The sequence below is a fragment of the Micromonospora hortensis genome, from assembly GCF_022230935.1.
Classification (GTDB): Bacteria; Actinomycetota; Actinomycetes; order Mycobacteriales; family Micromonosporaceae; genus Micromonospora; species Micromonospora hortensis.
The window spans coordinates 76,207-97,849 of record NZ_JAKKFE010000012.1 but is presented as its reverse complement, the minus strand read 5'-3'; the positions used below and the strand labels follow the sequence as shown (position 1 = coordinate 97,849).

Below are 21,643 nucleotides of genomic sequence, written 5' to 3'. Positions count from 1 at the left end.
CTGCAAGGCTCTGTGACAGTTGTGTGACAAAACCGCCGGCTGGCGGGCACGGTTGGCCGCCCGGCGGTCGGCCGAGGATGATTCCGGGATGACGGCCGTACTGGTGATCGAGGACGACGACCGCATCCGGCTCGCGCTGCTGCTCGCACTCGAGGACGAGGGCTACGACGCCCTCGGCGCGGCCACGGCCGAGGAGGGCCTGCGCGCCCAACGCCACCACCCGGCCGACTACGTGCTCGTCGACCTGATGCTGCCCGGCCTCGACGGCTTCGAGTGCATCCGGCAGCTGCGCCGTGACGACGACGTCCCGATCGTGGTGGTCAGCGCCCGCGACGGCACCGACGACATCGTGGCCGCCCTGGAAGCCGGCGCCGACGACTACGTGGTCAAACCCGTTGCCATCCGGGAGTTGACCGCCCGCCTGCGGGCTCTGCGCCGCCGCGCCCGGCCGGTGGTCACGACCTCGGCGCCGGAGCCCGTGCCGGCGGTCGCCTTCGGGGAGTTGGAGATCAGTCCGGAGGCGGGGGAGGTACGCCGCGCCGGCCAACAGGTCACTGTCACCCGCACCGAGTTCCGACTGCTGTGTGAGCTGGCCGAGCACGCCGGCCGGGTGCTGTCCCGTCAGCAGTTGCTGCAACGGGTCTGGGGGTACGACAGCGGCGACGAACGGCTCGTCGACGTGCACGTCGGCCGCCTACGGCAGAAGATCGAGCCGGACCCGGCGAACCCCCGGCACCTGGTCACCCTGCGCGGCCTGGGCTACAAGCTGCAACGATGAGACGCCTCGGACTGCGCACCCGGGTGACCGCCGCGTTCGCCGTCGGCGCGCTCCTGCTCTCGGCGTCGATGGCCCTGATCTCCTACGAGTTGACGCGCCGGTCCCTGCTCGACGACCGCGAACGCATCGCCCTGCGGGCCGCCTACTTCGACGCCGCCGTGGTGCATGCCGGCCTCGACACCGACACCCCGGACGTGGTGGAGGTGCTCCGGTCGTTGGACACCGGCGGAAGCCGTCGACCGGTGCTGCACCTCAACGGCGAGTGGTACGCCCGCGCCGCCGATCCCGGGACCACTGCCGCCATCCCCGGCGAGTTGCTGCGGGTCGTCTCCGCCGGGGAGCCGGCCGTGCAGCGCGTCCGCGTCGACGGGCAACCGGCCCTGGTGGTCGGTGTGCCGCTGTCGGCGTCCGCGACGTACTTCGAGGTCAACTCGTTGCGCGAGCTGGAGCAGACCTTCCAGGTGCTGGCCCTCGCGCTGACCAGTGTCGCGGTGCTGGTCGCCGGATCCGGCGCCACCCTCGCGTGGTACGCCACCCGTCACGGGCTACGGCCGCTGACAGCGGTCGCCGACGCGGCCGAGAAGATCGCCGCCGGTGACTTCACCGCCCGGCTCGACCCGGCCACCGACACTGACCTCACCCGACTCTCCTCGTCGTTCAACCAGATGGTCGACCGCCTCGCCCTGCGCATCGAACGGGACCGCCGGTTCGCCGCCGACGTCAGCCACGAACTGCGTTCCCCGTTGCAGACCCTCGCCGCGGCGGCCAGCGTCCTGGCCCGCCGACGGGAACACCAGGACGAACGGACGGCCATTGCCGCCGGGCTCGTCGCCGACGAGATCGACCGTTTCCAACGGCTCGTCAACGACCTGATCGACCTGGCCCGCAGTGACCAGCCGGCCCACCGTGCCCCGGTGAACGTGGTGGAGTTGGCCCGGGAGACCTGCGACGCGTACGACCTGCCGGGCACCCTCGTCCGCCTGGCACCGGGCGTGCCCCCGACGTGGCAGGTCGAGCGGCGGCGGATCGCCCAGATCCTGGCGAACCTGCTCGACAACGCCGTCACCTACGGCGGTGGCCCGGTGGCTGTTCGCCTGGGCCGGGACGGGGACAGCGGCGTCATCGAGGTCGACGACGACGGTCCGGGCGTTCCCGTCGAGGACCGCGAGGCGATCTTCGACCGGTTCGTCAGGGGGCGAGCAGCCCACACCCGGGGCGCCGGCGACGGCACCGGTCTGGGGCTGGCACTGGTAGCCCAGCACGCCGCCGCGCACGCGGGGCAGGTGACGGTGGCCGACCGTCCGGGTGGGGGCGCCTGCTTCCGGGTGACCCTGCCGGAGAGCCTGTCGTGAGGCGCCGCCGCATCGTCCCGTTGGCCCTCGCCGTGCTGCTGACCGGATGCGGCATCCCCATCGACGACACCCCGCGCACGGTGCCGCCCCCACGAGGGCCGTTGAGCAGCGCCGCTCCCGCCGACACCACAGCACCGGCCGGCAGTGCCGCCGAGACGCTCTGCCTGGTCCGGGACAACCGCATCGTCCCCGTGGTCCGGCGCGTCGACAGGGCACCCAGCATCGCGGACCAGTTGCGGCACCTGCTCGCCGGGCCCAGTGGGGCCGAACGGAACACCGATCTGACCAGTGCGTTGCCGGGGGCGGTCAACGCCGCTCGCGCGACGGTGACCGGTACGCAGGCCCTCGTCGCGGTGGACGAGCCCGCGGAGGTGGGCGGTCGCAGCGACGAGGTCCTCGCCTTCGGGCAGATCGTCTGTACGCTCACCAGCCGCGAGGACGTCTCCACTGTGGCCTTCCTGCGCGACGGCAGGGCTCTCGGCGTGCCCCGGGCCGACGGTTCCCTGTCCAGCAGGCCGCTCACCCGCGGCGACTACGCCCCCCTCATCAGCGCACGCTGAGCGCGCGCCACCGGGAGCACGGGCCACTCCGATGTCGACGACGACCGCTCGACGGTGGCGGGGTTTCGGGGTTGCTCGGTGGAAGACCTGAGACGAAAGCCAGGGCGATCCGAGGGAAGCTCCCGGAGGTCTGCTGGCGTCGGCGGCCAGATGATGGCGGGCATGAAACGCGCTGCGCTCTACGTGCTGGCCGGTCCGGTCGGCATCCTGGCCTACGGCCTGGTCCGTCTCTGGGCACGATCCGACGGGGTGTACGGCCCCGGGCTCGACTGGCAGGCGGCCCACCTGGTCGCTCTCGCCGGCATGGTGTGCTTCGTCCCGGGTGTGCTCGCGCTGTCCCGCCTGCTGCCCCGCAGCCGCTGGCGCACCGGCGTGGTGGCCTTCACGTTGGTCGGGCTCGCCGCGACGATGGTGCAGTTCGTCGCCGACATCGTCGAGGGGCTGTTGGCCGCGGACCGGGCGGAGATGTCGAGGCTCGGCGCGGAATTCAAGGACATCCCCGGCGTGGAGGTGGCCTTCTACGACGTCGTACCCCAGTTCTTCTTCCTCGGCCTCCTTGTGCTGACGGGCATGCTCGCCGCCCGACGGCGGCTGCCGTGGTGGAGTGTGCCGCTGCTCCTCGCCGGCATCGTCCTGCCGGCGGTCACTCTCGATCTGCTTCCGATCGGCGGCCTGTGCATGGCGCTGGCGTTGGCCCCGGCGCTGCCGCTGGTGCGAGAGCGCGGGGAGCGGACCGAGTCGCCCGCGACCGTCCGCTAAGGACTCAAGGTGGCGCTGGCCCCCTTCGGACCAGCGCCACCCGTCGAGCCACTACTTCAGAGCGAGGGTGCGGGCGTCGGCGGCGATGACGCTGGCGACCTCCGCCGGCACCAGCTTGCCGGCCTGCCGGTCGGCGTAGGTGGCCAGCTCGGCGTACTGGGCGTGGGCCAGCTTGGTGGTCATCGCCGTGACGGCGGCCGGGTCCGCGCCCGAGGTGAGGATCAGGTAGCCGAGGCCGGCCTGGCTCACCGTCACGGTGAAGGTGCTGGTCGCGGTGGCGGTGCCCTCGGGCCCGGTCGCCTCGGTGGTGATGGTGTGCCGGCCGGCGGTCAGCGTGGCCAGGTCGAGCTTGCGTCCGGCGGCCGACTTCTTACCGTCCAGCGTCACGGTGACGGTGTCCGCGTTGGTCGCGGCGACAGCGATCACCGGGGACTGCGCCCGGTCCAGCCGCGCCCCGCCGGCCGGCGAGGTGATCCGCACGGTGGGGTCGGCGGGGGCCCGCTGGACGAATGCCGAGTTCCAGCCGACCAGCTCGGCAGCCCGGTTGGTGATGATCGCGTCGGTGCCGATCCGCTCCAGCCGCTGCCACAGACCGGCGGAGTCCATCGTCCAGGCCATCACGGCGACCCCGGCGGCGTGCAGCGGGGCGAGCACCTCCGGCTTGGCCAACAGCGCGTTGCCGTCCGGGTTGTACGCGGTCAGGTGCAGTTCCTTCGCGATCGCCACCGGGTCGGCGTCCACTGTGCCGCGGAGCAGGCCGAGCGGCAGCTCGGGAGCGATCTCGTAGGTGTACTTCAGGGCGTCGACCTCGAAGCTCTGGATGAATACCCGGCCCATCATCTGCTCGTCCCGGATCACCTGGATGATCGTGGCGACCTCGTCGCGGGTGTGCTTGCCCTTGATCTCCACGAGCAGGTTGCCACCCCGCGTCCGCAGGTCGGCGAGCTGCTCCGCGAGGGTGGGCACCCGCTCGCCGACGTACTGCGGCCCGAACCAGGAGCCGGCGTCGAGCGCCTTGATCTGTGCGGCGGTCAGGTCCCGGATGTTGCCGGTGCCGTCGGTGGTCCGGTCGACGGTGCCGTCGTGCAGGATGAACGGGATGCCGTCCTTGCTCGGCTGGACGTCGTTCTCGATCCAGTCGGCGCCGCCCCTACGGGCGATCTCCTGGGCGACGAGGGTGTTCTCCGGTGCGGCGGCGGACGCGCCCCGGTGGGCGATCACTGTGAACGGGCTGCCCTCGGGGCGGAGGTAGCCGTTCGGTGCCAGCTCGGTGACTGTGACGTCGTCGTACGACACTGTCGCGCCGTTGACGAAGAGCCCCTGGACGCCGTCGGTGGAACGCTGGAGGCTGCTGGTCCGCATCGCCTCCCGCCCGTCGAAGATCCAGCGGGCCTGGTTGCCGTGCACCTCGACAGCGACGCGCACGTCCCGGCCCGTGCCGGCGGCGGACGGGGCGGAGGCGGTGTTCGTCACGACCCAGGCGTTGGCAGTGGTCCGCTGGGCGAATTCGAGCCCGTTGGCGGCGGTGGTGCCGCTGCGCATGGTGGCGATCCACCAGGGGGTCGCGCCACTGGCGGGGACGTCGATGCCGAGCGAGGCCCAGCGGGTGGCGGCCGATACCGACTCGAAGCGCATTGTCGCCTCGAGGCGGAAGTCGTTCAGGTGCCGACCGAAGGTGATCTTGTTGTTCTCGCTGGAGCTGGCGGAGGTTCCGTACAGTCGGCCGTTCTCGACCTTCCAGGCGCCGTCGACCGCGTGCCAACCGGCGGGCAACGACCCGGCCGAGAAGTTCTCCGACACGACGACGCTGCTCGGCTCGGCGGTGGCGGGTGACGAGGTCGCGACGGCGACCGCGACGGCAGCGCCCGTGACGGCGAGAGCGGCGGCGGAGGCGGCGGCCCGGGTACCCAGGGCGCCGAGGCGTGACCCGGCGTGGCGAGGCGACGGTGATGCGGGTAGGACAGTCATGGACGCGACGGTACGAAGCGCGCCCGAACTGATGATCAATCAAGCATGGCGGCCGCCGGAACGCCTGGTGTACCGCGCTCGATCCGAGCGTCCCGGATTGGTCAGTTCGACAGGCCGGAGCAGGCGACCCCGTCGATCGTGCACGCCTTGGGGGCGGAACCGGTCAACGATCCATTGACCCGGAACGTCACGGGGACCGAGGCGTTGCCGGGCACCTGGCCGGTGTTCGGGTCCGGCACGAACGTCCACACCGCACCGTCCCGGCTGACCTGCGCCCCCTCGACCCCGCTGACCCCCAGCGACTCCCGGGGCAGGGTGACCACAAGCGTCCACCCCGGCGCCGGGACCGCGCCGGGATTGCTGATCGTCACTGTCGCGCCGTAGCTGAGCAGGGCGTTGTCAGTGATGGCGAAGGCCGCGCCGAGGGCCTCCGGGGTGGGTTCGGCTGTCGCACCGGTCGGCGTGGGCCGGGTCGACGACGTGACGGCCGGTGGGACCGAGGAGGCCGAGGCGGACGGGGCAGCGGTCACCGCCGGGCTCGTGAGCGCCGGTCGCGCCTGCGCCCGGGGGGTGGCGGACGGGGACGCTCCCACCTGCTCGACGGACGGCGGCGGGTCGAGGGTCACCGGTGTCATCTTCTCCGGCGTACGCAGCACCCCGACGATGGACACGGCCGTCGCGATCAGCACCCCGAGCGCCGCGACGACGGCCACCCAGGTGGCCCGCGAGACGTCCTCCCGACCGGTGAGCACCCGCCGCGTGGCCCTGACGAGGGCCACGACCCGATCCAGCAGGATGATCGCCACGGTACGGCGTGGCTGGGGTGGTGTTGCCGGCACTGCCAGTCTCTCCTTCAGTTCGTCGCAGGGTGCGTGCCCACGATCCGTCCGGGTCGCGGATGGCACCTGCCCGGTCACAACCCGCGAAGCCCGACCAGTATCGCCTCGAGCAGATCCTCGGTCGGCAGCTCAGACAGCATCGGCGGTTCGTGCGTCTCGATCAGCCCGGCCGCGAGCAGGTCACCGAGCAGCACCCGGACCGTCCCCAGCGGAAGATCCAACTCGGCGCCCACCTCGGCCACCGACACTGGATGGTGACACAGCTCGACGATCCGCGCCTGTTCGGGGAAGAGCGGTGCGGGAGGCGTGACGCCCCTCCGAGCGACGACCAGCGAGATCAGGTCGAACTGGCCGCGTGCGGGGGCGGTGCGCCCCCCGGTCATCGTGTAGGGCCGGGCCACCGGGCCCGCGTCGTCGTCGTACCACGCCTCGTCAGTGGTGCCGCTGGTGTGCACCAGTGTCCCCGATCGTCACCGAGGAGGCCGGGCCCAGCGTGATCGGCAGGTGCTGCTCGGCCTGCCCCACGAAGAGCGCCACCTCGTACGCCATGTCACCGACCTCGACGTCGTCACCGGCGATCCGCACGGTGAGGATCGTCCCGTTCGGGATGGTGGCGATGAACAGAAACGCTCGCGACATCTGCACCACTACCTGACGCAGTTGACCCGCGTCACAGGTCCGGGTGGCGGCCAGCCCCAACGCGATAAGTCCGGCGACCACGCCGGAGATCTGCTCGGCCAGCTTCGCCCCCACCCGCCGCGAGCCACCGAGCGGCAGCCCGTCCGGTGAGAGCACCACGGCGAACTCCGCGCCGTGCACCCGGTCGACCAGGTCGTTCAGGGCGTCGGTCAGGCCGTCCTCGGTGACCACTGCAGACGTCATTGTTGTCTCCTTGCTGTTTTGGCGACCGGCAACTCGACAGTGTCGAGGCTGGTCCTGCCGTGTTCCGGGCCGGTCGGCCCGGGGTGGCGGACCCGCGTCGGCAGCGCGCCGTTGCCGTTGGGGTCGGTCGGGGTGGCGCCGGTGCGGGCCGGTGGGTACGGGCTGTCGGGTGGTGCGCTTGCCGGTGTGCGGCCGGTGTCGGTGACCGAGATCAGCCGGGAGGGTAGGAGCACGACGGCGGCCGTCCCACCGCGCCGGCTGGGGCGCAGCGAGACCTGGGCGCCGCAGCGGCCGGCCAGGACGGCGGCGGCGTACCAGCCGGCGAGGCCCTCTGGCGGGCCGTCCGGTGGCGGGTTGCCGAGCAGGTGGTTCGCCTCGACCAGCGCGGCGGCGTCCAGGCCGGGCCCGTCGTCGACGACGAGGACGGCACACCCCAGCGGTCGTTGTTCGCCGCTGACCCGGACGGTGGTCTCCGCCCCGGAGAAGGCCAGAGCGTTCTCGATCAGCTCCGCCAGCAGGTGGATGACGTCAGTGACGGCCGACCCCGCGAGCGACCACGGCCAGTGCGGCGCGATCAGGACCCGGTGGTAGTCCGGCACCTCGGCGACGGCGCCGCGCGCCACGTCGAGCAGGGGCACCGGGCGTCGCCAGCGGCGGGCGGGTGTCGCGCCGGCCAGGGTGATCAGTTTCTCCACGTTGCGTCGGACCCGGGTGGTGAGGTGGTCGAGTTGGAACAGCTCGCCGGTCTCCTCGGTGGATCGTTCCCGACGTTGCATCCCGTCCAGCAGGCTGAGCTGGTCGCGCAGCAGGACCTGGTTGCGTCGGGTCAGCCCCAGGAACAGCTCCCGCTCGGCGTCGCCCCCGGCGTCGCCGGTTCCTGAGCCGGGGCCGACGTGTCCGGCACCGGAGCTGGAAGGTCGGCATTGGTACTGGTCAACTCGTCGGTCAGGCGTCGGACGGTGCCCGCCCAGCTCAGCAGGAGCACCAGCACGACGATGAGGCCGAGCCCCACGACGGCCCCGGTACGCGCGATGAGCACTGCGGCATCGGGGGTGGCCCGCTCGACGCTGCTGCGGGCGGTGTTCGTCACCAGTGCCTGCAGCGCGCCGAGGGCGGCGTCCGTCGCCGCCCGCCAGCCCTGGATGGTGAGACCGGCCAGGGCGTTGGCGGTGCCGGCCTGCAGCAGCCGGTCCTCCAGCGCGAGCAGGGCCGCGAACTCGGGGCCGGTCGCGAGGCGCTGATGCTCGGCCTGGCCGTCGGGCGGAAGGCCGGCCGCGGCCTCGGTGCGCGCGTACCGCTGGATGCTGACCAGTGCGGTCAGCCGGCGCCGCTCGTCGACGCCGAACCGTGCGCCGGTCAGGGCCGCGCTGACCAGCGTGTCCTCCCGGGCGAGCGACTCCCGGGCGAGCGACTCCCGGGCGCGGGCCAGCGCGATCACCGCGCGGGTGTCGGCGGCCAACCCGCTCTCGTACGCGCCCCACTCCGGGCCGTACACCCGAAAGGCGACGTCGATGACCTCGTCGTACCCGCCGACTGCCGCGCCCTGGTCGAGTCGGCCGGTGTCCACCTGGGATCGGGTCGTGCCCAGGCCGTCCAGCCGTCGGACCAGCTCGCCGGCCCGCTCGCGCACGGTGCCGGCGCTGAGCAACCGGAGGTCACGGCCCCTGGTGAACTCGCGGATCTCGGCGGCGGCCCGGTCGGTGCCTTCGCGGGCCCCGACCAGCGCGGGCGTCGTCTGCTCCGCCCCGGCCATCGTCTCGACGGTGATCCGGCGTTCCGTCTGAAGGCCCAGAATCAGGCGGTCGATGGGCTGGCCCAGTGTGTCCGCCAGCGCCCGGACGCGCAGTAGGTCGATGGCATCCTGGCTGGACACGTAGGCCGCGTACGACCAGAGCGTGACCAGCACGGCGGCCAGCACGGCCAGCCTGGTCCGGATCAGCCGAACCTCGTCACGGGTCATCGGGTCGCCCGCTGCGGCCACGGTTGACCGGCCGTGTCGCTGGCCCGGTCGGCGACGAGGGTGCGCAGCAGCGCCAGTAGTTCGGTGCGGTTGGCGCAGTTGAGCCGGTTGCGCATCCGCGCCACGTGGTGTTCGACGGTCTTGGCCGAGATGAAGAGCCGATCGCCGATCTCCCGGTAGGTCAATCCGGCCAGCACCAGCTCGGCGACCTCGTACTCGCGGTCGCTGAGACCATGCTGCGTCGGGCCGGCGACCCGTGCCGTGCTCGCACCGGTCGTCGGTGTCTGCTCGCTCTGCCCACCGGAGGGCCGCCCCTGCAACGCTCGGGCGCATTCCAGCAGGGTGGTCATCGCCCGTCGGTCCGCGGTGCGGATGGCGGCCTGGCCGGCGAGGCGGGCGCCGTCCCAGCACAACCCGGTGTCGTGCAGTCCTCGGGCGGCGGCCTCCACCCGGGTCGGGTCGACGACCCCCCGGAGCACCTCCACCCAGCTCTCCGCGGCGGCGGCGACCACTGCCGCGTACCGGCTGTGGCCAGCGGCGGCGAGCAACGCCGCGACGTGTTCGTCGGCGGTCGTCGGCTCGCCGGTCAGGATGGCGGCGTGCAGTCCGCTCCAGTGCAGCGGCACACTCCACAGTGGCGGGTTGTCGAGGCGGTCGAGCAGCGCACGCCCCTGGTGCAGGTACGGCTCCAGCCGGGCCAGGTCACCCAGCCGCGCGCCCGCGATGGCCAGCTCACCCAACGGCAGCAGGGTGAACAGGTCGACGGGGTGCCGCACCACGGCCTCCAGCGCCTGCCCCCAACCCCGCTTGAGCGCCCCGAGGTCGCTGTTGCGCCGGCCGACGCCCATCCGGATCGCGGCGGCGAAGAGCTGGTCGCGTGACTCCAGTGGTCGCCCGTCGAGCGTCACTGTGGCGAGCCGCTCACCGGCGGCGTGGATCTCGCCACGGACCATCAGGATCCAGGCTTGCAACAGCCGGTGGCGGCGGGCCATCAGCGGGCCACCGACACCGGCGCCCAGGGCACGGTGCAGCACCCGCTCGGCGATGTCCAGCTCACCGCAGTGCACGGCCGTCAACGCGGCGAGGGCAGCCGGGCTGTCCGGCAGCAGCGCCGCCCGGCCGTCCGGCTCCAGCAGCGCGGCGGCCTGCACGAGCGCGGACAGCGCGGCGGTCGGCGGGCCGGTCACGCTCTCCCGTACACCGTTGGCCATCAGTCGGGCGGCGCTGGCGTGCAGGGTCGGGGGTTCACCCGCCGGATCACCCGCCGGTGACTCGCTGCGGGCGGCCGGGTCACCGGTGGCCAGCCCGCCGACGATGGCGAACGCCGCCGCCGAGGCGGTGCCCGACCACCGGAACAACTCGACGCTGCGACCGACATGACCACGGTGGGCCAGGGCGGTGGCGGCGACCACTGCCGCCTCGGAGCGCTCCGGGGGAGCGGCAGTGGCCAGGAGTCGGTCCGCCAGCCGAAGCGCGTCGTCGAGGTCACCGGCGAGCGCGGCGGCGAGCGCCTGCCGCGCGTTGGGTGGCTGCCCGGCCGCCGTGGCCGCCGCGAACAGTTCCGCGGCGAACGCCGGCTCGTCGGCCAGCGCCTCGTCCGCCGCGGCGGCCAGTGTCGCGGCCGGGCAGTCGCCGAGCGCGCCGACCGCGAGCAGCGAGCGGACCAGCGGCAGCACCGCGCCACCCCGAGCGAGCTGCAACTCGGTGAGCCGCCGCCAGACCGCTGTCCGCTCGGTGCTGGGGCTGAGCGTCGCGACGGCCCGCCGGACGATCGGTGCGAGCCGGCCGTCCGCGCCGAGCAGCCCGGCCGCCCGGGTCGTGGCGATCAGTTCGTCCACTCCCGCCGGGTCCCGGCCCAGCAGCGCACCGAGCATGCTCACCGGCAGCGCCCCGCCGGCCGCGAGAGCGAGCAGCAGCCGTCGTACCGCGGCGGGCTGGACGTCCAAGTCCGGCCCGAACTCGAGGATGACGGACCGGGGTGGGTCCACGGTGCCGGTCCGGGTCTCCACGCCGACCAGGCCGTGGGCCAGCCGTTCCACGTCCCGGGGTACGCCGGCTGTCTGCGTGTGGACGAAGTCGACCAGGTCGGCGGCGCGGCCCAGCTCGGGTGTGGCGGCGAGATAGGCGGCGGTCTGCTCCCGGGTGAACGGCGTGAGCAGCACTGCCTGCCCGTCGCGCCGCAGGGCGTCGACCAGCTCACTGAACGCCGCTGACCGGGGCCACGGGCGGTGGGCGACCACCAACCGATGTCGCCGGCCGGCGGCCAGACGCAGCAGCGCCTCGGTCCGTGCGTCGTCGAGCAGGTGCGCGTCGTCGACGAGCACCACGGTGTCGGGGTCGACCGGCTCGTCCGGCTCCGGGGCGGTCGTGCGGACGGCGATCCCGGCGCGGTGGTGAATGCGCTCCAGCTCGGCGAGGAGCGCTGTCTTTCCGTGACCGGCCGGGCCGGCGACGCCGACGGCGAGCGGGCCGGTCGGGTCCTGCGCGACAGTGTCCAGCAGCGCCTGCAACCCCTTGTCCACTGTCAACCCTGGTGCGGCGAGGTCATTCATGATCATCGGGCTTATCCTTCGCGTCCACGGCCGCGGGCCAGCGCCAGGCGGGACGGCTTCGGCAGTTCCAGTGGGAGGACCCGGACCGGGGGCCGCGGTGGCGGATCGCCCGGAACGGTGTGATGGGCACGACGTGGTGCCGGGAGGGTGGCTCGCCCGGCACCGCTGACCGGTGCCGGAACGCGGGCCGGCGGCGGTTGGCGAGGGCGTGGTGACACCACCTGACAGGCGGCCATCGCCGCCCCGGTGGCAGCGGTCAACTGTGCGTCCGGCTCCACCTCGACGGGCACCGGGAGGGCCGCGCCGATCAGCTCGGTCACGAGCGGGACCCGGGTGGAGCCGCCGGCCAGCAGCACGCCGTCGAGCTGCGCCGGAGTCAGGTCGGCGCTGCGTACGGCCCGGAGCAGGAGGTCGACTGTGGCCTGCACCGTCGGGCGGATCATGGCCTCGAACTGTGCCCGGGTCACCGGCACCCGCGCCGGGCCGCTCGGCAGGGTCAGCACCACGTCGGCGGTGAGGTCGACTGTCAGCACCCGCTTGACCCGGTCACACTCCGCGCGCAGCCCGCGCAACGCGACCTGGGCCCCGCGACGACCGGTCGCGGCCAACTCCCGGGCCAGCACGGTACGTGCGTGCTCGGCGAGCGCCTCGTCGAAGTCGGCGCCACCGATCGAGTCGAGACCCTGCGGGGTGCCGAACGTCTCGTACGTGCCGCGCGGGGTGCGGCGCACCAGAGCCGCCTCGAAGCTGTTGCCCCCGAGGGCGTAGACCACCGCCGTGCTGCCCGCGAACCCGCGAGCGGCGTGGCTCTCGGCGACGGTCACAGTGCGGGGCAGCAACGTCACGTGCCGTAGGCCCAGGTCCGACAGTGCCCGGTGCAGCACCTCCCGCCGGTAGGGACGCCACCCCGCCGGGTGGCTGAGCACTATCGCCTCGGCCGCCCCGCCCTCCAGGGCGTGGACCCGCTCCACCACCCACGCCGCCAGCTCGGCGGTCAGGGTCTGCGGCGCGCACGGCTCGCCGCCGAGCAGCACCGGCACGTCGTCGCCGATCCGGTGGACGAAGTCCCGGGTGGTGCGGCTGCCGTCGTCGGTCACGGGCTCGCCGACGCGCAGCGAACCGTCCTCGGCCAGGCACAGAACCGACGGCATGAGAGGTGAGCCGGCGCTCAACGGGACGGCCTCGGGACGGGTCCAGGTCGCGCCGCGTCGCCGTGCGACGGCGGCGGCCGTGTTGCTGCTTCCGATGTCTATCCCCAGGACGTACGGCATCGTCTCTGTCTCTCCCCGTGAGTCGGCCGGTCGGTGGCGATGGCCTCGGCTGCCCCGACGACCCACCCCCGGCGAACCCCGCGGGCTCCTACGTTCGTACCAGAGATCAGTCCCTGGTCGGGACCCTAATCTCGCCGGGACGGTTTCCCCCTGTCCCCCTAACGTACGAGGTGGGGGAGCCCCTAGTTCAACCGGCCCGGATGCGGGTTCAGCCCCGATGCCCGGGGGCGACCCCCGGCAATAGCGTCGTCACTGTCGACGTACGACACCCCGCCAATGCCACATCCGAGGAGAACCGGCACATGGACTCGCAGCAGACGCTCCACGACTTCGTGCTCGACCTACTGACGAACCCGGACGCGCGGTCGGCCTTCGACCTCGACCCCGAGGGCGCGTTGCGGGGCGCCGGGCTCACCGACATCACCGCCGCGGACGTGCAGGACGTCGTACCGCTGGTCGTCGACTACGCGCCGGGTGCGGGCCTCGCGCCGTTGGCCTCGCCGGTCGAGCAGCTCGGTCTGAACCCGCTGCTCACCGACACCACCGACGTGGTGGGTCAGTTGCAGAGCGTGGCGCAGCAGATCAGCGTCACGAGCTCGCCCAGTGGCGTGGACGTCAAGGCCGGCGTGCTCGGCGCCATCGCTGTCGACCCGTCGACCGCCGCCGCCGGGGTCACCGTGCTGCCGGGCATCGGTCTGGGCGTCGGTCCGTACGGCCTCGACACCGACCTGGCCGGTGTCTCCGACGTGGCGCACACCCTCGACGCCGACGTGGTGCAGCCGGTGGACGCGATCGCGGACCCGGTGCTCGGTGACGTCACCGGCACCGTCGGCGACCCGAGCGGTCTGCTCGGCGTCACTGACTCGAATCTGATCGGCGGCGACCTGACCGGTGGTGTCCTCTCCGGCACCCACGGTCAGCTCGGTGGGGTCGTCAGCTCGCTGGGTGTCGACGACACCCTCAACGGGCTGGGCCTCGGGCATGGCGACGGTGTCGTCGGCGGGGTCCCGCCGCTCGACGTGCCGTCGACTGTGGGCGGCGTGACGCACCAGGTGGACAGCCTCCTCCCCGGTGTCACCGACACTGTCGGTGACGTGACCGGTGGGGTCACCGACGGTGTGCTCGGCGACTCACACGCCTCGTCCGATCACGGGCTGCTGGGTATCACCGGCGGTCTGCTCTGAACCGGATCTCCGGTCGGAGCGGAGGGCCGGATCGTCTCGGGCGATCCGGCCCTTCCCGGTTCCACATCCGGTCCCTCTTGATAATTAAGCCGAAATCCGCACACTTGGTGCGGTGATGGCCGGGATCTGGTTGGACGTGCTGGATGAGATCGCCCGCACGTGCACTGCACACGGTCGCGGTGACCTACTTCAGACGGTGCGGCAGAAGCGCGCGCAACTGCTGGACCCGACGCTGCGCGTCCTGGTCATCGGCGAGCCGAACCAGGGCAAGAGTCAGCTGATCAACGCGATCATCAACGCTCCGGCGTGCCCGGTCGGCGACGGCCGGACGACGGTCCTGCCGACAGTGGTGCGGCACGCCGAGGCCCCCACCGCGGCGGTGGCGCAGGCGCCGCAGCCAGCCCCGGGGCACCCCGCCGGCACCGCCGACGCGGTGGCCGTCGAGCGGACCCCGGTGGCGCTCAACCAGGTCGCGGCGGGCGTTGCCGGCCTGGTCGGACGTCGGCCGGGCGGCGGTCCGGCGTACGTCGAGATCGGACTTCCCCGTGCCCTTCTCGGTGCCGGGCTGGTGCTGGTGGACACTCCCGGCACCGACGAGGTCGCCAGCATCGGCGCCGCCGCCACGGTCGCCTCGCCGGCCCGCGCGGACACCGTGTTGCTGGTCTCCGACTCCACTCGGGAGTTGTCGGTCGCCGAGCTGAACATGCTGCTGCACATCATGCGCTCGCATCCGAACGTGGTGGTGGTGCAGAGCAAGACCGATCTGGTCGCGGACTGGCGTACGGTCGCCGAGCGCAACCGGCAGCACCTGGCCGAGGCGGGGGTTCCGGCGACGCTGATCCCGGTCTCGGCGGCGCTGCGACTGCGCGCGGCCGCGGCCGACGACCGCGTGCTCAACGCCGAGTCGGGCTTCCCGGCGCTGATCGCCCGGCTGCAACGTGATCTGGCCGGCAAGGCCGACCACCTGGCCCGGGCTGCGGTGCAGACGGTGGCCCGGACGGTGGTGGAGCAGTTGGCCGCGCCGCTGCGCGCCGAGTTGGCGACCCAGGACGTCGAGGAGCAGTCCGGGCCGATCTCCCGGCTGCACGCGGCGCAGCGCGAGGTCGACGAGCTGCGCCGGTGTTCCACCCGGTGGCAGAACACGTTGACCGACGAGATCACCGACCTGCTCGCCGACCTTGAGTACGACCTGCGTGACCGGACCCGACAGATCCTGCGCGCGGTGGACGAGGCGTTCGACACGGCCGACCCGTTGGTCGCCTGGGACACCTTCCAGGACTGGCTGGAGCGGAGCCTGGTGGAGGCGGCGGAGGCGAACCACGAGTGGCTGATCCAGCGCTGTGACTGGATCGCCCGGCGGGTGGCCGCCAACTTCGACAGGTACGGCTACGACGTCCTGCCGCCCTGGTCGATGACGATGCCGGACGACATCGGCGAGCGGATGCCCGAGCTGCAGCGGCCGACGATCGACCGGTTCACCACCGGTCAGAAGCTGTTCACCGGCATGAAGGGCTCGTACGGCGGCATGCTGATGTTCGGTCTGGCGACCACCCTGGCCGGCATGCCGATGATCAATCCGGTCTCGGTCGGCATCGGGGCGCTCTTCGGCGGCAAGAGCATCCGGGACGAGAGCAAGCAGTTGCTCCGCCGTCGGCAGGCGACGGTCAAGACGGCCATCCAGCGGCATGTCGACGACTTCTTCGTCCGAATCATTCGCGACTGCCGCGACGCCGCCCGGCAGGTGCAGCGGATGCTGCGGGATCACTTCACGGGGCTGACCGAGGAGCTGCAGGAGGCCATCGTGCAGTCGTTCCGCAGCGCGAAGCAGGAGGCCGACACCGACGCCTCGGTGCGCGAGCAGCGGCAGCGCGAGATCCGGTCGAAGATGACCCGGTTGGCGGCGGTGTACGAGCAGGCTCAACAGTTGACCGGTGCCCGTTCCGCCCCGCTGCTGCTGGAGCCTCAGGCATGACAGTGGGGGTGCGACTGGACGAGGCGGCGTGGGGGTTGCTGCACCAGGCCATCGAGCTGTACCAGGACAATCCCCGGGCCGTCGCCGAGCTTCGGCAACAGGTGGCCCGGTTGGAGCAGCCGCTGCGGATCGCCATCGTCGGCCCGTGGCGGTCGGGCAAGTCGACGGTGCTCAACGCGTTGATGGGCGAGGAGGTAGCGCCGGTCGAGCGGGCGGACGGGGCCTTCACCTGGTACGAGGACGGGGCCGCGCCGCGTGCCACCGCCTACCCGGTCGGGCAGCCGCCGCAGGAGTTGGCGGTGGTGAAGTCGGCGACCGGGTTGCGGGTGGATCTGGGCTGGGGTGCGGGGGAGGTACGGGACATCGTGGTGCGGTGGCCGACGCGGGCGCTGCGGCAGATCACGCTGATCGACACCCCGGCGGTCACCGCCGGCGCCGAGCAGGGCCGGGCGCCGGTGTTGGAGCGGGTGCTGCGCGACTCGGACGCGGTGTTGTACCTGACCCGCGACGGTCGCGACAGCGACCTGCGGGTGCTGGAGTCCGCACGGGACAGTGCCGTCGGACAGTCCGCTGCGGTCAACGTGGTCATGGTGTTGTCCCGCGCCGACGAGACCGGCGGCGGCCGGATCGACGGTCTGCTCACGGCCCGTCAGCTCGCCCGCCGGCACTACCGCGACCCGAGGGTGAACGCGCTCAGCGTCAACGTCGTGGCGTGCAGCGGCATGATCGGCCTGGCCGGCCGGATGCTCGGTGAATCCGACTTCGCCGCGCTCGCGACCCTGGCTCAGGTGCCTCGGGCGGAGCTGGACACCCACCTCATCTCCGCCGACCGCTTCCTCCGCGGCGAACTGCCGGTGCGGCTGGACACCGAGGTGCGCGCCGCGCTGCTGGGTCGGTTCGGGGTCTTCGGTGTCCGGCTGGCGGCCACGCTGGTGCGCAGCGGGTTCGACAGCCGGGTGAAACTCTCCGCGGAGTTGATTCGGCGCAGCGGTCTCACCGAGCTGCGTGAGTCGGTGACGCGGTGTTTCATCGATCGCCGCGACGCTCTCAAGGCGCGGTCCGCGCTGGCCGCTGTGGAGGCGCTGCTGCGGGCCGAGCCCACCCGGGGCTCCGCCGAGCTGGTCGGCGCCGTGGAGCAGATCCTCGCCGGCGCGCACGAGTTCCGCGAGCTGCGCCTGCTGGTGGCGCTGCGGAACACCCGGTTGGGGTTCGACGCGGAGTTGGCCGCCGAGGCGCAACGGCTGGTCGGCGGCGACGGGGTGGGCCTCGCGGCTCGGCTCGGTGTCGAGCATGAGGCCGACGTGCGGCAGCTCTGGGAGGTCGCCTCCGACGCGCAGTGGCGGTGGCGGGACCGGGCGGAGGATCCTCTGCTCCCGCTGGCGCAGCGGCGCGGCGCTCAGGTGGTCGTCCGCAGTTGCGAGGGGATGATCGCCGAGCTGGTCGCGGGCGGTCGCTGAGCGTCCGATCGCCCGTTTCGTGGCCGTCTTTCGAGGTGGGGGCACCCGGCATTGGCCAAAACCGGAAGTGTTGGTTAGCCTAACCTAACTTTCGGGCCGGATGGCTCGCTTCTCTTCGAAAGATCGGGAACCTCACCATGCACTCATGGCGTCCGGTCCTGGCCGTCGCGGCGCTGAGCGCCGTGCTCGGCGGGCTCACCGGTTGTGGCAACGACACGGGCGCCGGTGACACCGCCGCCGCTGCCACCGCCTCCGGCCCCTGGTCTTTCAACGACGGCTCGGGCAAGGTCGTCAAGGCGGACAAGACACCGACGCGGATCATCGCGCACGCCGGCGAGGCCGCGGCGCTCATGTCCTTCGGCATCAAGCCGGTCGGCGTCTACGCCGACGAGTCGGTCAAGACCGACCCCAATCTGAAGAACCTCGACCTCACCGGGATCCAGATCCTCGGCGAGGAGTGGGGCAAGATCGACGTGGAGAAGGCAGCCGCCCTGCGGCCCGACCTGATCGTCGGCGACTGGTGGCCGGCCGAGAAGGCGCACAGCGGCATGGAGGAGGGCGTCGACGAGAAGAGCAAGAAGCTCGCCGAACTGGCCCCCGTCGTCGGTGTCACGCAGGGCAAGTCCATCGTCGCGCTGGCCGAGGGGTACGAGGACCTCGCCGAGAGCCTCGGCGCCGACGTGGCCAGCCCACAGATCGCGGCGAACAAGAAGCGCTTCGAGGACGCGGTGACCGCGTTCAAGGCGGCCACCTCGGCCAAGCCGGACCTGACGGTCGCGGCGATGTCGCCCTCGACGGAGAAGGTCTACGTCGCGAACCCCGAGTACGCGCCCGAGCTGCTGGACCTGCAGACCTGGGGCCTCAAGGTGATCAACCCGGCCAGCCCGGACCCGGCCTTCCCGTACTGGGAGAACCTCAGCTGGGAGAACGCCGACAAGTACCAGCCGGACCTGATCCTGTGGGACGGCCGATCCTTCACGCCCACCGCCAACGCCGAGTGGAGCACGAAGCAGCCGACCTGGTCCAAGATCAAGGCTGCCAAGGTCGGTGCCACCGTCTCCTGGCCGGCGTTCTGGTTGCACACCTACGGGGACTTCGCCACCGAGCTGGACAAGCTGACCCAGGCGGTCAAGGCCGCTGATCCGAATGTCGGCAACTAACCAGATCGGGACGCGCACCTCGACGGGAGGCGTGCGGCGAGCCTCTGCCCTCGGGCCGGGGCTCGCCGTCCTCTGTGCGGTCCTCGCCCTCGTCGGCTTCCTGAGCGTGACAATGGGCTCGCGGTCGATCGGGCTCACCGAGGTGCTGCACGCCCTGTTCAGCCTCGACAGCGACGGGCCGATCAGCAGCACCGTCACGCTGGAGATGCGCGTACCCCGCACTCTGCTCGGCATCCTTGTCGGCGCCGCGCTCGGGGTGGCCGGGGCGATCCTGCAGGGCGTCACCCGCAACCCGCTGGCGGACGCGGGGATCCTGGGCATCAACTCCGGGGCCGCCGCGTTCGTGGTCCTGGCCATCACCGTGCTCGGGGTGCGCGGCGTCGGTGTCTACGTCTGGTTCGCGTTCGCCGGCGCGATCGCGGCGTTGGCCCTGGTGTACGCGGTCGCCTCGCTCGGCCGGGAGGGTGCCACCCCGGTGAAGCTGGCTCTGGCGGGCGCGGCGGTCACCGCCGGCCTGGCGTCGGTGACCAGCGGGGTCGTGATGACGAACGTGGACGCCCTCAACGAGCTGCGGTTCTGGCAGGTGGGGTCGCTCGCCGGTCGGTACACCCCGATCCTGGCCGGGGTCGCGCCGTTCCTGCTGATCGGCCTGGCCGCGTCGTTGGGCTTCGGGCGGGCCATCAACGGCCTCGCGCTCGGCGAGGACGTCGCGCGTGGCCTCGGCCAGAACGTGACCCGTACCCGCGTGGCCGCCTTCGCCGTGGTCGCGATGCTCGCCGGGGCCGCCACCGCGGCCTGCGGACCGATCGTCTTCGTCGGGCTCGTCGTACCGCACCTGGCGCGGTTCATCTGCGGCCCCGACTACCGCTGGATCCTGCCGTACTCGATGCTGCTGGCGCCCATCGTCCTGCTCCTCGCCGATGTGCTCGGCCGGATGGCCGCCGCCCCCGACGAGGTTCAGGTCGGCGTGATCCTCGGGCTGATCGGCGCGCCCGCGTTCATCGCGATCGTGCGCTACGGCCGACTGTCGGAGGTCTGAGCATGGTGACGACAACGACAACGACAACGACAACGACCGGCCGCCGCTCCGCCCCGTCCGGCACGGCAGGGGCGCTGCGCGCCAACCGGAGGCGTCGCGCCGGCCGGTCCATCGTGGTGACCTGCGCCCTGACCGTGACGGTCACCGCCCTCTTCGTGCTCACCATGATGGTGGGCAGCTTCCGCATCGGCGCCGCCGAGGTGATCGCCTCGGTCCTGCACCTGTCCGACAATCCCAGCGTCGACTTCGTCGTCCGTGGCCTGCGGCTGCCGACCGCGGCCGCCGCCCTGACTGTCGGGCTCGCCCTCGGCGCGTCCGGCACGATCTTCCAACAGTTGCTGCGCAACCCCCTCGCGTCCCCGGACTTCGTGGGGATCACCTCGGGGGCAGGGCTGGCGGCCGTCACCGGGATCGTGCTCCTCCAGGCCGGCGGGCTCGTCGTCAGCGGTCTCGCTCTCGGTGGCGCGGTCGCCGCCGCACTGGCGATGTACCTGCTGGCCTGGCGCGACGGCGTCAGCGGCTACCGCTTCATCCTCATCGGCATCGGGGTGGCGCTCTTCTTCGAGGGCCTGGTCGGCTACGTGCTCAGCCGGGCGCAGCTCTTCGAGGCCCGCCAGGCCATGCACTGGCTGATCGGGTCGGTCGGGCAGGCCAGCACCACGGAGCTGTGGGTGCTCACCGGTGCCCTGATCGTCCTGCTGCCGGTCGCCACGTTGCTGCAACGGCCACTGAGTGCCCTCGCACTCGGTGACGACGCCGCCCGGATGCTGGGTGTCCGGGCCGAGCTCAGCCGGGCCGGGCTGCTCGGCACCGCCGTCGTGCTGGTGGCCCTGGCGGTGTCGGTGGCGGGCCCGATCGCCTTCGTCGCCCTGGTGGCCGGGCCGATCGCCAACCGGCTCCTCGGCCCGGCGGCCCAGGGTGTCCTGCCCGCCGCCCTGGTCGGTGCAGCGCTGCTGCTCACCGCCGACCTCGTCGCCGTGCACGTGCTGCCGACACCGTTGCCCACCGGCGTGGTGACGGGTGCGGTCGGCGCGCCCTACCTGCTGTGGCTGCTGGCCACCACCAACCGACAAGGAGCGGGTGGATGACCCGACTACGCGCCGAGGGTCTCACCCTCGGCTACGACGACCGGACCATCGTCGACCGCCTCGACGTCGCAGTGCTCGACGGCAAGGTCACCGCGATCGTCGGTGCCAACGCCTGCGGCAAGTCCACCCTGCTCCGTGGCCTGGCCCGACTGCTGGCACCGCGCGACGGCGCCGTCTTCCTCGACGACAAACCCCTCGCCGACCTGCGCAACGTCGACGTGGCAAAGGTGCTCGGGCTGCTCCCGCAGACTCCCGTCGCGCCCGACGGCATCACCGTCGCCGACCTGGTGGCCCGTGGCCGCTACCCCCATCAGGGGTGGTTTCGACGGTGGAGCAACGACGACCACGACGCCGTCGCCCGGGCTCTCGACGCCACCGGCACCGCGGACCTGATCGACCGTCCGATCCGGGAGTTGTCAGGTGGCCAACGCCAGCGGGTCTGGGTCGCCATGGCCCTGGCACAGGACACCGACCTGCTGCTGCTCGACGAACCCACCACCTACCTGGACATCAACCACCAGGTCGAGCTGCTGCGGCTGCTGCGCAAACTGAACGCGGAGTCCGGCAAGACCATCGTCATCGTCATGCACGATCTCAACCTCGCCTGCCGTTACTGCGACCACCTCATCGCGATGTCCGGCGGTGGGATCGTCGCGGAGGGAGCGCCGGTCGACGTGGTCACCGGCGACCTCGTCGAGCAGGTCTTCGGTCTCAGCTGCCTCGTCGTACCCGACCCGATCGCTGGCACGCCGATGGTCGTCCCCGCGTAGCCGGCCTCGAACGCGGATGAGGGACGGCCGTCGCGGCCGTCCCTCGATCGCG

The 21,643-nt window shown here is 72.3% G+C and carries 19 protein-coding genes; 11 read left to right on the top strand and 8 right to left on the bottom strand.

Annotation, left to right across the window (positions count from 1 at the left end; translation table 11 throughout):
* Positions 1-88: 88 nt before the first annotated feature.
* The 4 genes from NIE111_RS09015 to NIE111_RS09000 all read left to right on the top strand — a co-directional run bounded on the left by NIE111_RS09015 (position 89) and on the right by NIE111_RS09000 (position 3,449).
* On the top strand, positions 89-778 hold the full coding sequence (locus tag NIE111_RS09015; protein ID WP_112678279.1) for a response regulator transcription factor: 690 nt from the start codon (positions 89-91) through the stop codon (positions 776-778).
* The gene (locus NIE111_RS09010) at positions 775-2,130 is read left to right on the top strand and encodes a sensor histidine kinase (protein WP_238683934.1); all 1,356 of its coding nucleotides are present in this window, start codon (positions 775-777) and stop codon (positions 2,128-2,130) included. The genes NIE111_RS09015 and NIE111_RS09010 overlap by 4 nt, the downstream gene beginning before the upstream one ends.
* The gene (locus NIE111_RS09005) at positions 2,127-2,690 is read left to right on the top strand and encodes a GerMN domain-containing protein (protein WP_238683933.1); all 564 of its coding nucleotides are present in this window, start codon (positions 2,127-2,129) and stop codon (positions 2,688-2,690) included. The genes NIE111_RS09010 and NIE111_RS09005 overlap by 4 nt, the downstream gene beginning before the upstream one ends.
* Positions 2,691-2,852: 162 nt before the next feature.
* The gene (locus NIE111_RS09000) at positions 2,853-3,449 is read left to right on the top strand and encodes a hypothetical protein (protein WP_238683932.1); all 597 of its coding nucleotides are present in this window, start codon (positions 2,853-2,855) and stop codon (positions 3,447-3,449) included.
* A 51-nt stretch (positions 3,450-3,500) separates the two neighbouring features.
* On the opposite strand, the gene NIE111_RS08995 is transcribed toward NIE111_RS09000, so the two are convergent.
* The 8 genes from NIE111_RS08995 to NIE111_RS08960 form a co-directional block, all read right to left on the bottom strand.
* Positions 3,501-5,417: a glycerophosphodiester phosphodiesterase family protein gene (locus NIE111_RS08995; RefSeq protein WP_238683931.1), complete on the bottom strand. Its 1,917-nt coding sequence runs from the start codon at positions 5,415-5,417 to the stop codon at positions 3,501-3,503.
* A 101-nt stretch (positions 5,418-5,518) separates the two neighbouring features.
* A complete protein-coding gene (locus NIE111_RS08990) occupies positions 5,519-6,256 on the bottom strand; it encodes a cellulose binding domain-containing protein (RefSeq protein ID WP_238683930.1) in 738 nt (245 codons plus the stop codon).
* Positions 6,257-6,330: 74 nt separating this feature from the next.
* Complete coding sequence (locus NIE111_RS08985) at positions 6,331-6,711, bottom strand: DUF742 domain-containing protein (RefSeq protein WP_124857205.1); 381 nt, start codon at positions 6,709-6,711, stop codon at positions 6,331-6,333.
* The gene (locus tag NIE111_RS08980) at positions 6,689-7,138 is read right to left on the bottom strand and encodes a roadblock/LC7 domain-containing protein (protein WP_238683929.1); all 450 of its coding nucleotides are present in this window, start codon (positions 7,136-7,138) and stop codon (positions 6,689-6,691) included. Before NIE111_RS08980 ends, NIE111_RS08985 begins: the two co-directional genes overlap by 23 nt.
* Positions 7,135-7,914: an ATP-binding protein gene (locus tag NIE111_RS08975; protein ID WP_238683928.1), complete on the bottom strand. Its 780-nt coding sequence runs from the start codon at positions 7,912-7,914 to the stop codon at positions 7,135-7,137. Before NIE111_RS08975 ends, NIE111_RS08980 begins: the two co-directional genes overlap by 4 nt.
* A 50-nt stretch (positions 7,915-7,964) precedes the next feature.
* Entirely contained in the window at positions 7,965-9,098 is a 1,134-nt protein-coding gene (locus tag NIE111_RS08970; protein WP_238683927.1) for a nitrate- and nitrite sensing domain-containing protein, read from the bottom strand.
* Complete coding sequence (locus NIE111_RS08965) at positions 9,095-11,656, bottom strand: helix-turn-helix transcriptional regulator (protein ID WP_238683926.1); 2,562 nt, start codon at positions 11,654-11,656, stop codon at positions 9,095-9,097. The genes NIE111_RS08970 and NIE111_RS08965 overlap by 4 nt, the downstream gene beginning before the upstream one ends.
* A 5-nt stretch (positions 11,657-11,661) precedes the next feature.
* Positions 11,662-12,921: an Hsp70 family protein gene (locus tag NIE111_RS08960; protein ID WP_238683925.1), complete on the bottom strand. Its 1,260-nt coding sequence runs from the start codon at positions 12,919-12,921 to the stop codon at positions 11,662-11,664.
* A gap of 302 nt (positions 12,922-13,223) precedes the next feature.
* Between NIE111_RS08960 and NIE111_RS08955 the strand changes: the two genes are divergently transcribed.
* The 7 genes from NIE111_RS08955 (at position 13,224) to NIE111_RS08925 (ending at position 21,591) form a co-directional block, all read left to right on the top strand.
* Positions 13,224-14,105, top strand: a complete 882-nt coding sequence (locus NIE111_RS08955; protein ID WP_238683924.1) for an IniB N-terminal domain-containing protein — start codon at positions 13,224-13,226, stop codon at positions 14,103-14,105.
* Positions 14,106-14,220: 115 nt separating this feature from the next.
* Entirely contained in the window at positions 14,221-16,077 is a 1,857-nt protein-coding gene (locus tag NIE111_RS08950; protein WP_238684376.1) for a dynamin family protein, read from the top strand.
* Positions 16,074-17,534 (top strand): P-loop NTPase family protein, encoded by a 1,461-nt coding sequence (locus tag NIE111_RS08945; RefSeq protein ID WP_238683923.1) that lies wholly within the window; start codon positions 16,074-16,076, stop codon positions 17,532-17,534. The genes NIE111_RS08950 and NIE111_RS08945 overlap by 4 nt, the downstream gene beginning before the upstream one ends.
* 137 nt (positions 17,535-17,671) lie before the next feature.
* The gene (locus tag NIE111_RS08940) at positions 17,672-18,694 is read left to right on the top strand and encodes an ABC transporter substrate-binding protein (protein WP_238683922.1); all 1,023 of its coding nucleotides are present in this window, start codon (positions 17,672-17,674) and stop codon (positions 18,692-18,694) included.
* 31 nt (positions 18,695-18,725) lie between these two features.
* The gene (locus NIE111_RS08935) at positions 18,726-19,733 is read left to right on the top strand and encodes a FecCD family ABC transporter permease (RefSeq protein ID WP_238683921.1); all 1,008 of its coding nucleotides are present in this window, start codon (positions 18,726-18,728) and stop codon (positions 19,731-19,733) included.
* A 2-nt stretch (positions 19,734-19,735) separates the two neighbouring features.
* Complete coding sequence (locus tag NIE111_RS08930; protein ID WP_238683920.1) at positions 19,736-20,821, top strand: FecCD family ABC transporter permease; 1,086 nt, start codon at positions 19,736-19,738, stop codon at positions 20,819-20,821.
* Complete coding sequence (locus NIE111_RS08925) at positions 20,818-21,591, top strand: ABC transporter ATP-binding protein (protein WP_238683919.1); 774 nt, start codon at positions 20,818-20,820, stop codon at positions 21,589-21,591. Before NIE111_RS08930 ends, NIE111_RS08925 begins: the two co-directional genes overlap by 4 nt.
* Positions 21,592-21,643: the final 52 nt, after the last annotated feature.

Coding starts and splice junctions, on each gene's coding strand:
- NIE111_RS09015 (WP_112678279.1), top strand. CDS start 89: ATGACGGCCGTACTGGTGATCGAGGACGACGACCGCATCCGGCTCGCG.
- NIE111_RS09010 (WP_238683934.1), top strand. CDS start 775: ATGAGACGCCTCGGACTGCGCACCCGGGTGACCGCCGCGTTCGCCGTC.
- NIE111_RS09000 (WP_238683932.1), top strand. CDS start 2,853: ATGAAACGCGCTGCGCTCTACGTGCTGGCCGGTCCGGTCGGCATCCTG.
- NIE111_RS08995 (WP_238683931.1), bottom strand. CDS start 5,417: ATGACTGTCCTACCCGCATCACCGTCGCCTCGCCACGCCGGGTCACGC.
- NIE111_RS08980 (WP_238683929.1), bottom strand. CDS start 7,138: ATGACGTCTGCAGTGGTCACCGAGGACGGCCTGACCGACGCCCTGAAC.
- NIE111_RS08975 (WP_238683928.1), bottom strand. CDS start 7,914: ATGCAACGTCGGGAACGATCCACCGAGGAGACCGGCGAGCTGTTCCAA.
- NIE111_RS08970 (WP_238683927.1), bottom strand. CDS start 9,098: ATGACCCGTGACGAGGTTCGGCTGATCCGGACCAGGCTGGCCGTGCTG.
- NIE111_RS08965 (WP_238683926.1), bottom strand. CDS start 11,656: ATGATCATGAATGACCTCGCCGCACCAGGGTTGACAGTGGACAAGGGG.
- NIE111_RS08960 (WP_238683925.1), bottom strand. CDS start 12,921: ATGCCGTACGTCCTGGGGATAGACATCGGAAGCAGCAACACGGCCGCC.
- NIE111_RS08955 (WP_238683924.1), top strand. CDS start 13,224: ATGGACTCGCAGCAGACGCTCCACGACTTCGTGCTCGACCTACTGACG.
- NIE111_RS08950 (WP_238684376.1), top strand. CDS start 14,221: ATGGCCGGGATCTGGTTGGACGTGCTGGATGAGATCGCCCGCACGTGC.
- NIE111_RS08945 (WP_238683923.1), top strand. CDS start 16,074: ATGACAGTGGGGGTGCGACTGGACGAGGCGGCGTGGGGGTTGCTGCAC.
- NIE111_RS08940 (WP_238683922.1), top strand. CDS start 17,672: ATGCACTCATGGCGTCCGGTCCTGGCCGTCGCGGCGCTGAGCGCCGTG.
- NIE111_RS08930 (WP_238683920.1), top strand. CDS start 19,736: ATGGTGACGACAACGACAACGACAACGACAACGACCGGCCGCCGCTCC.
- NIE111_RS08925 (WP_238683919.1), top strand. CDS start 20,818: ATGACCCGACTACGCGCCGAGGGTCTCACCCTCGGCTACGACGACCGG.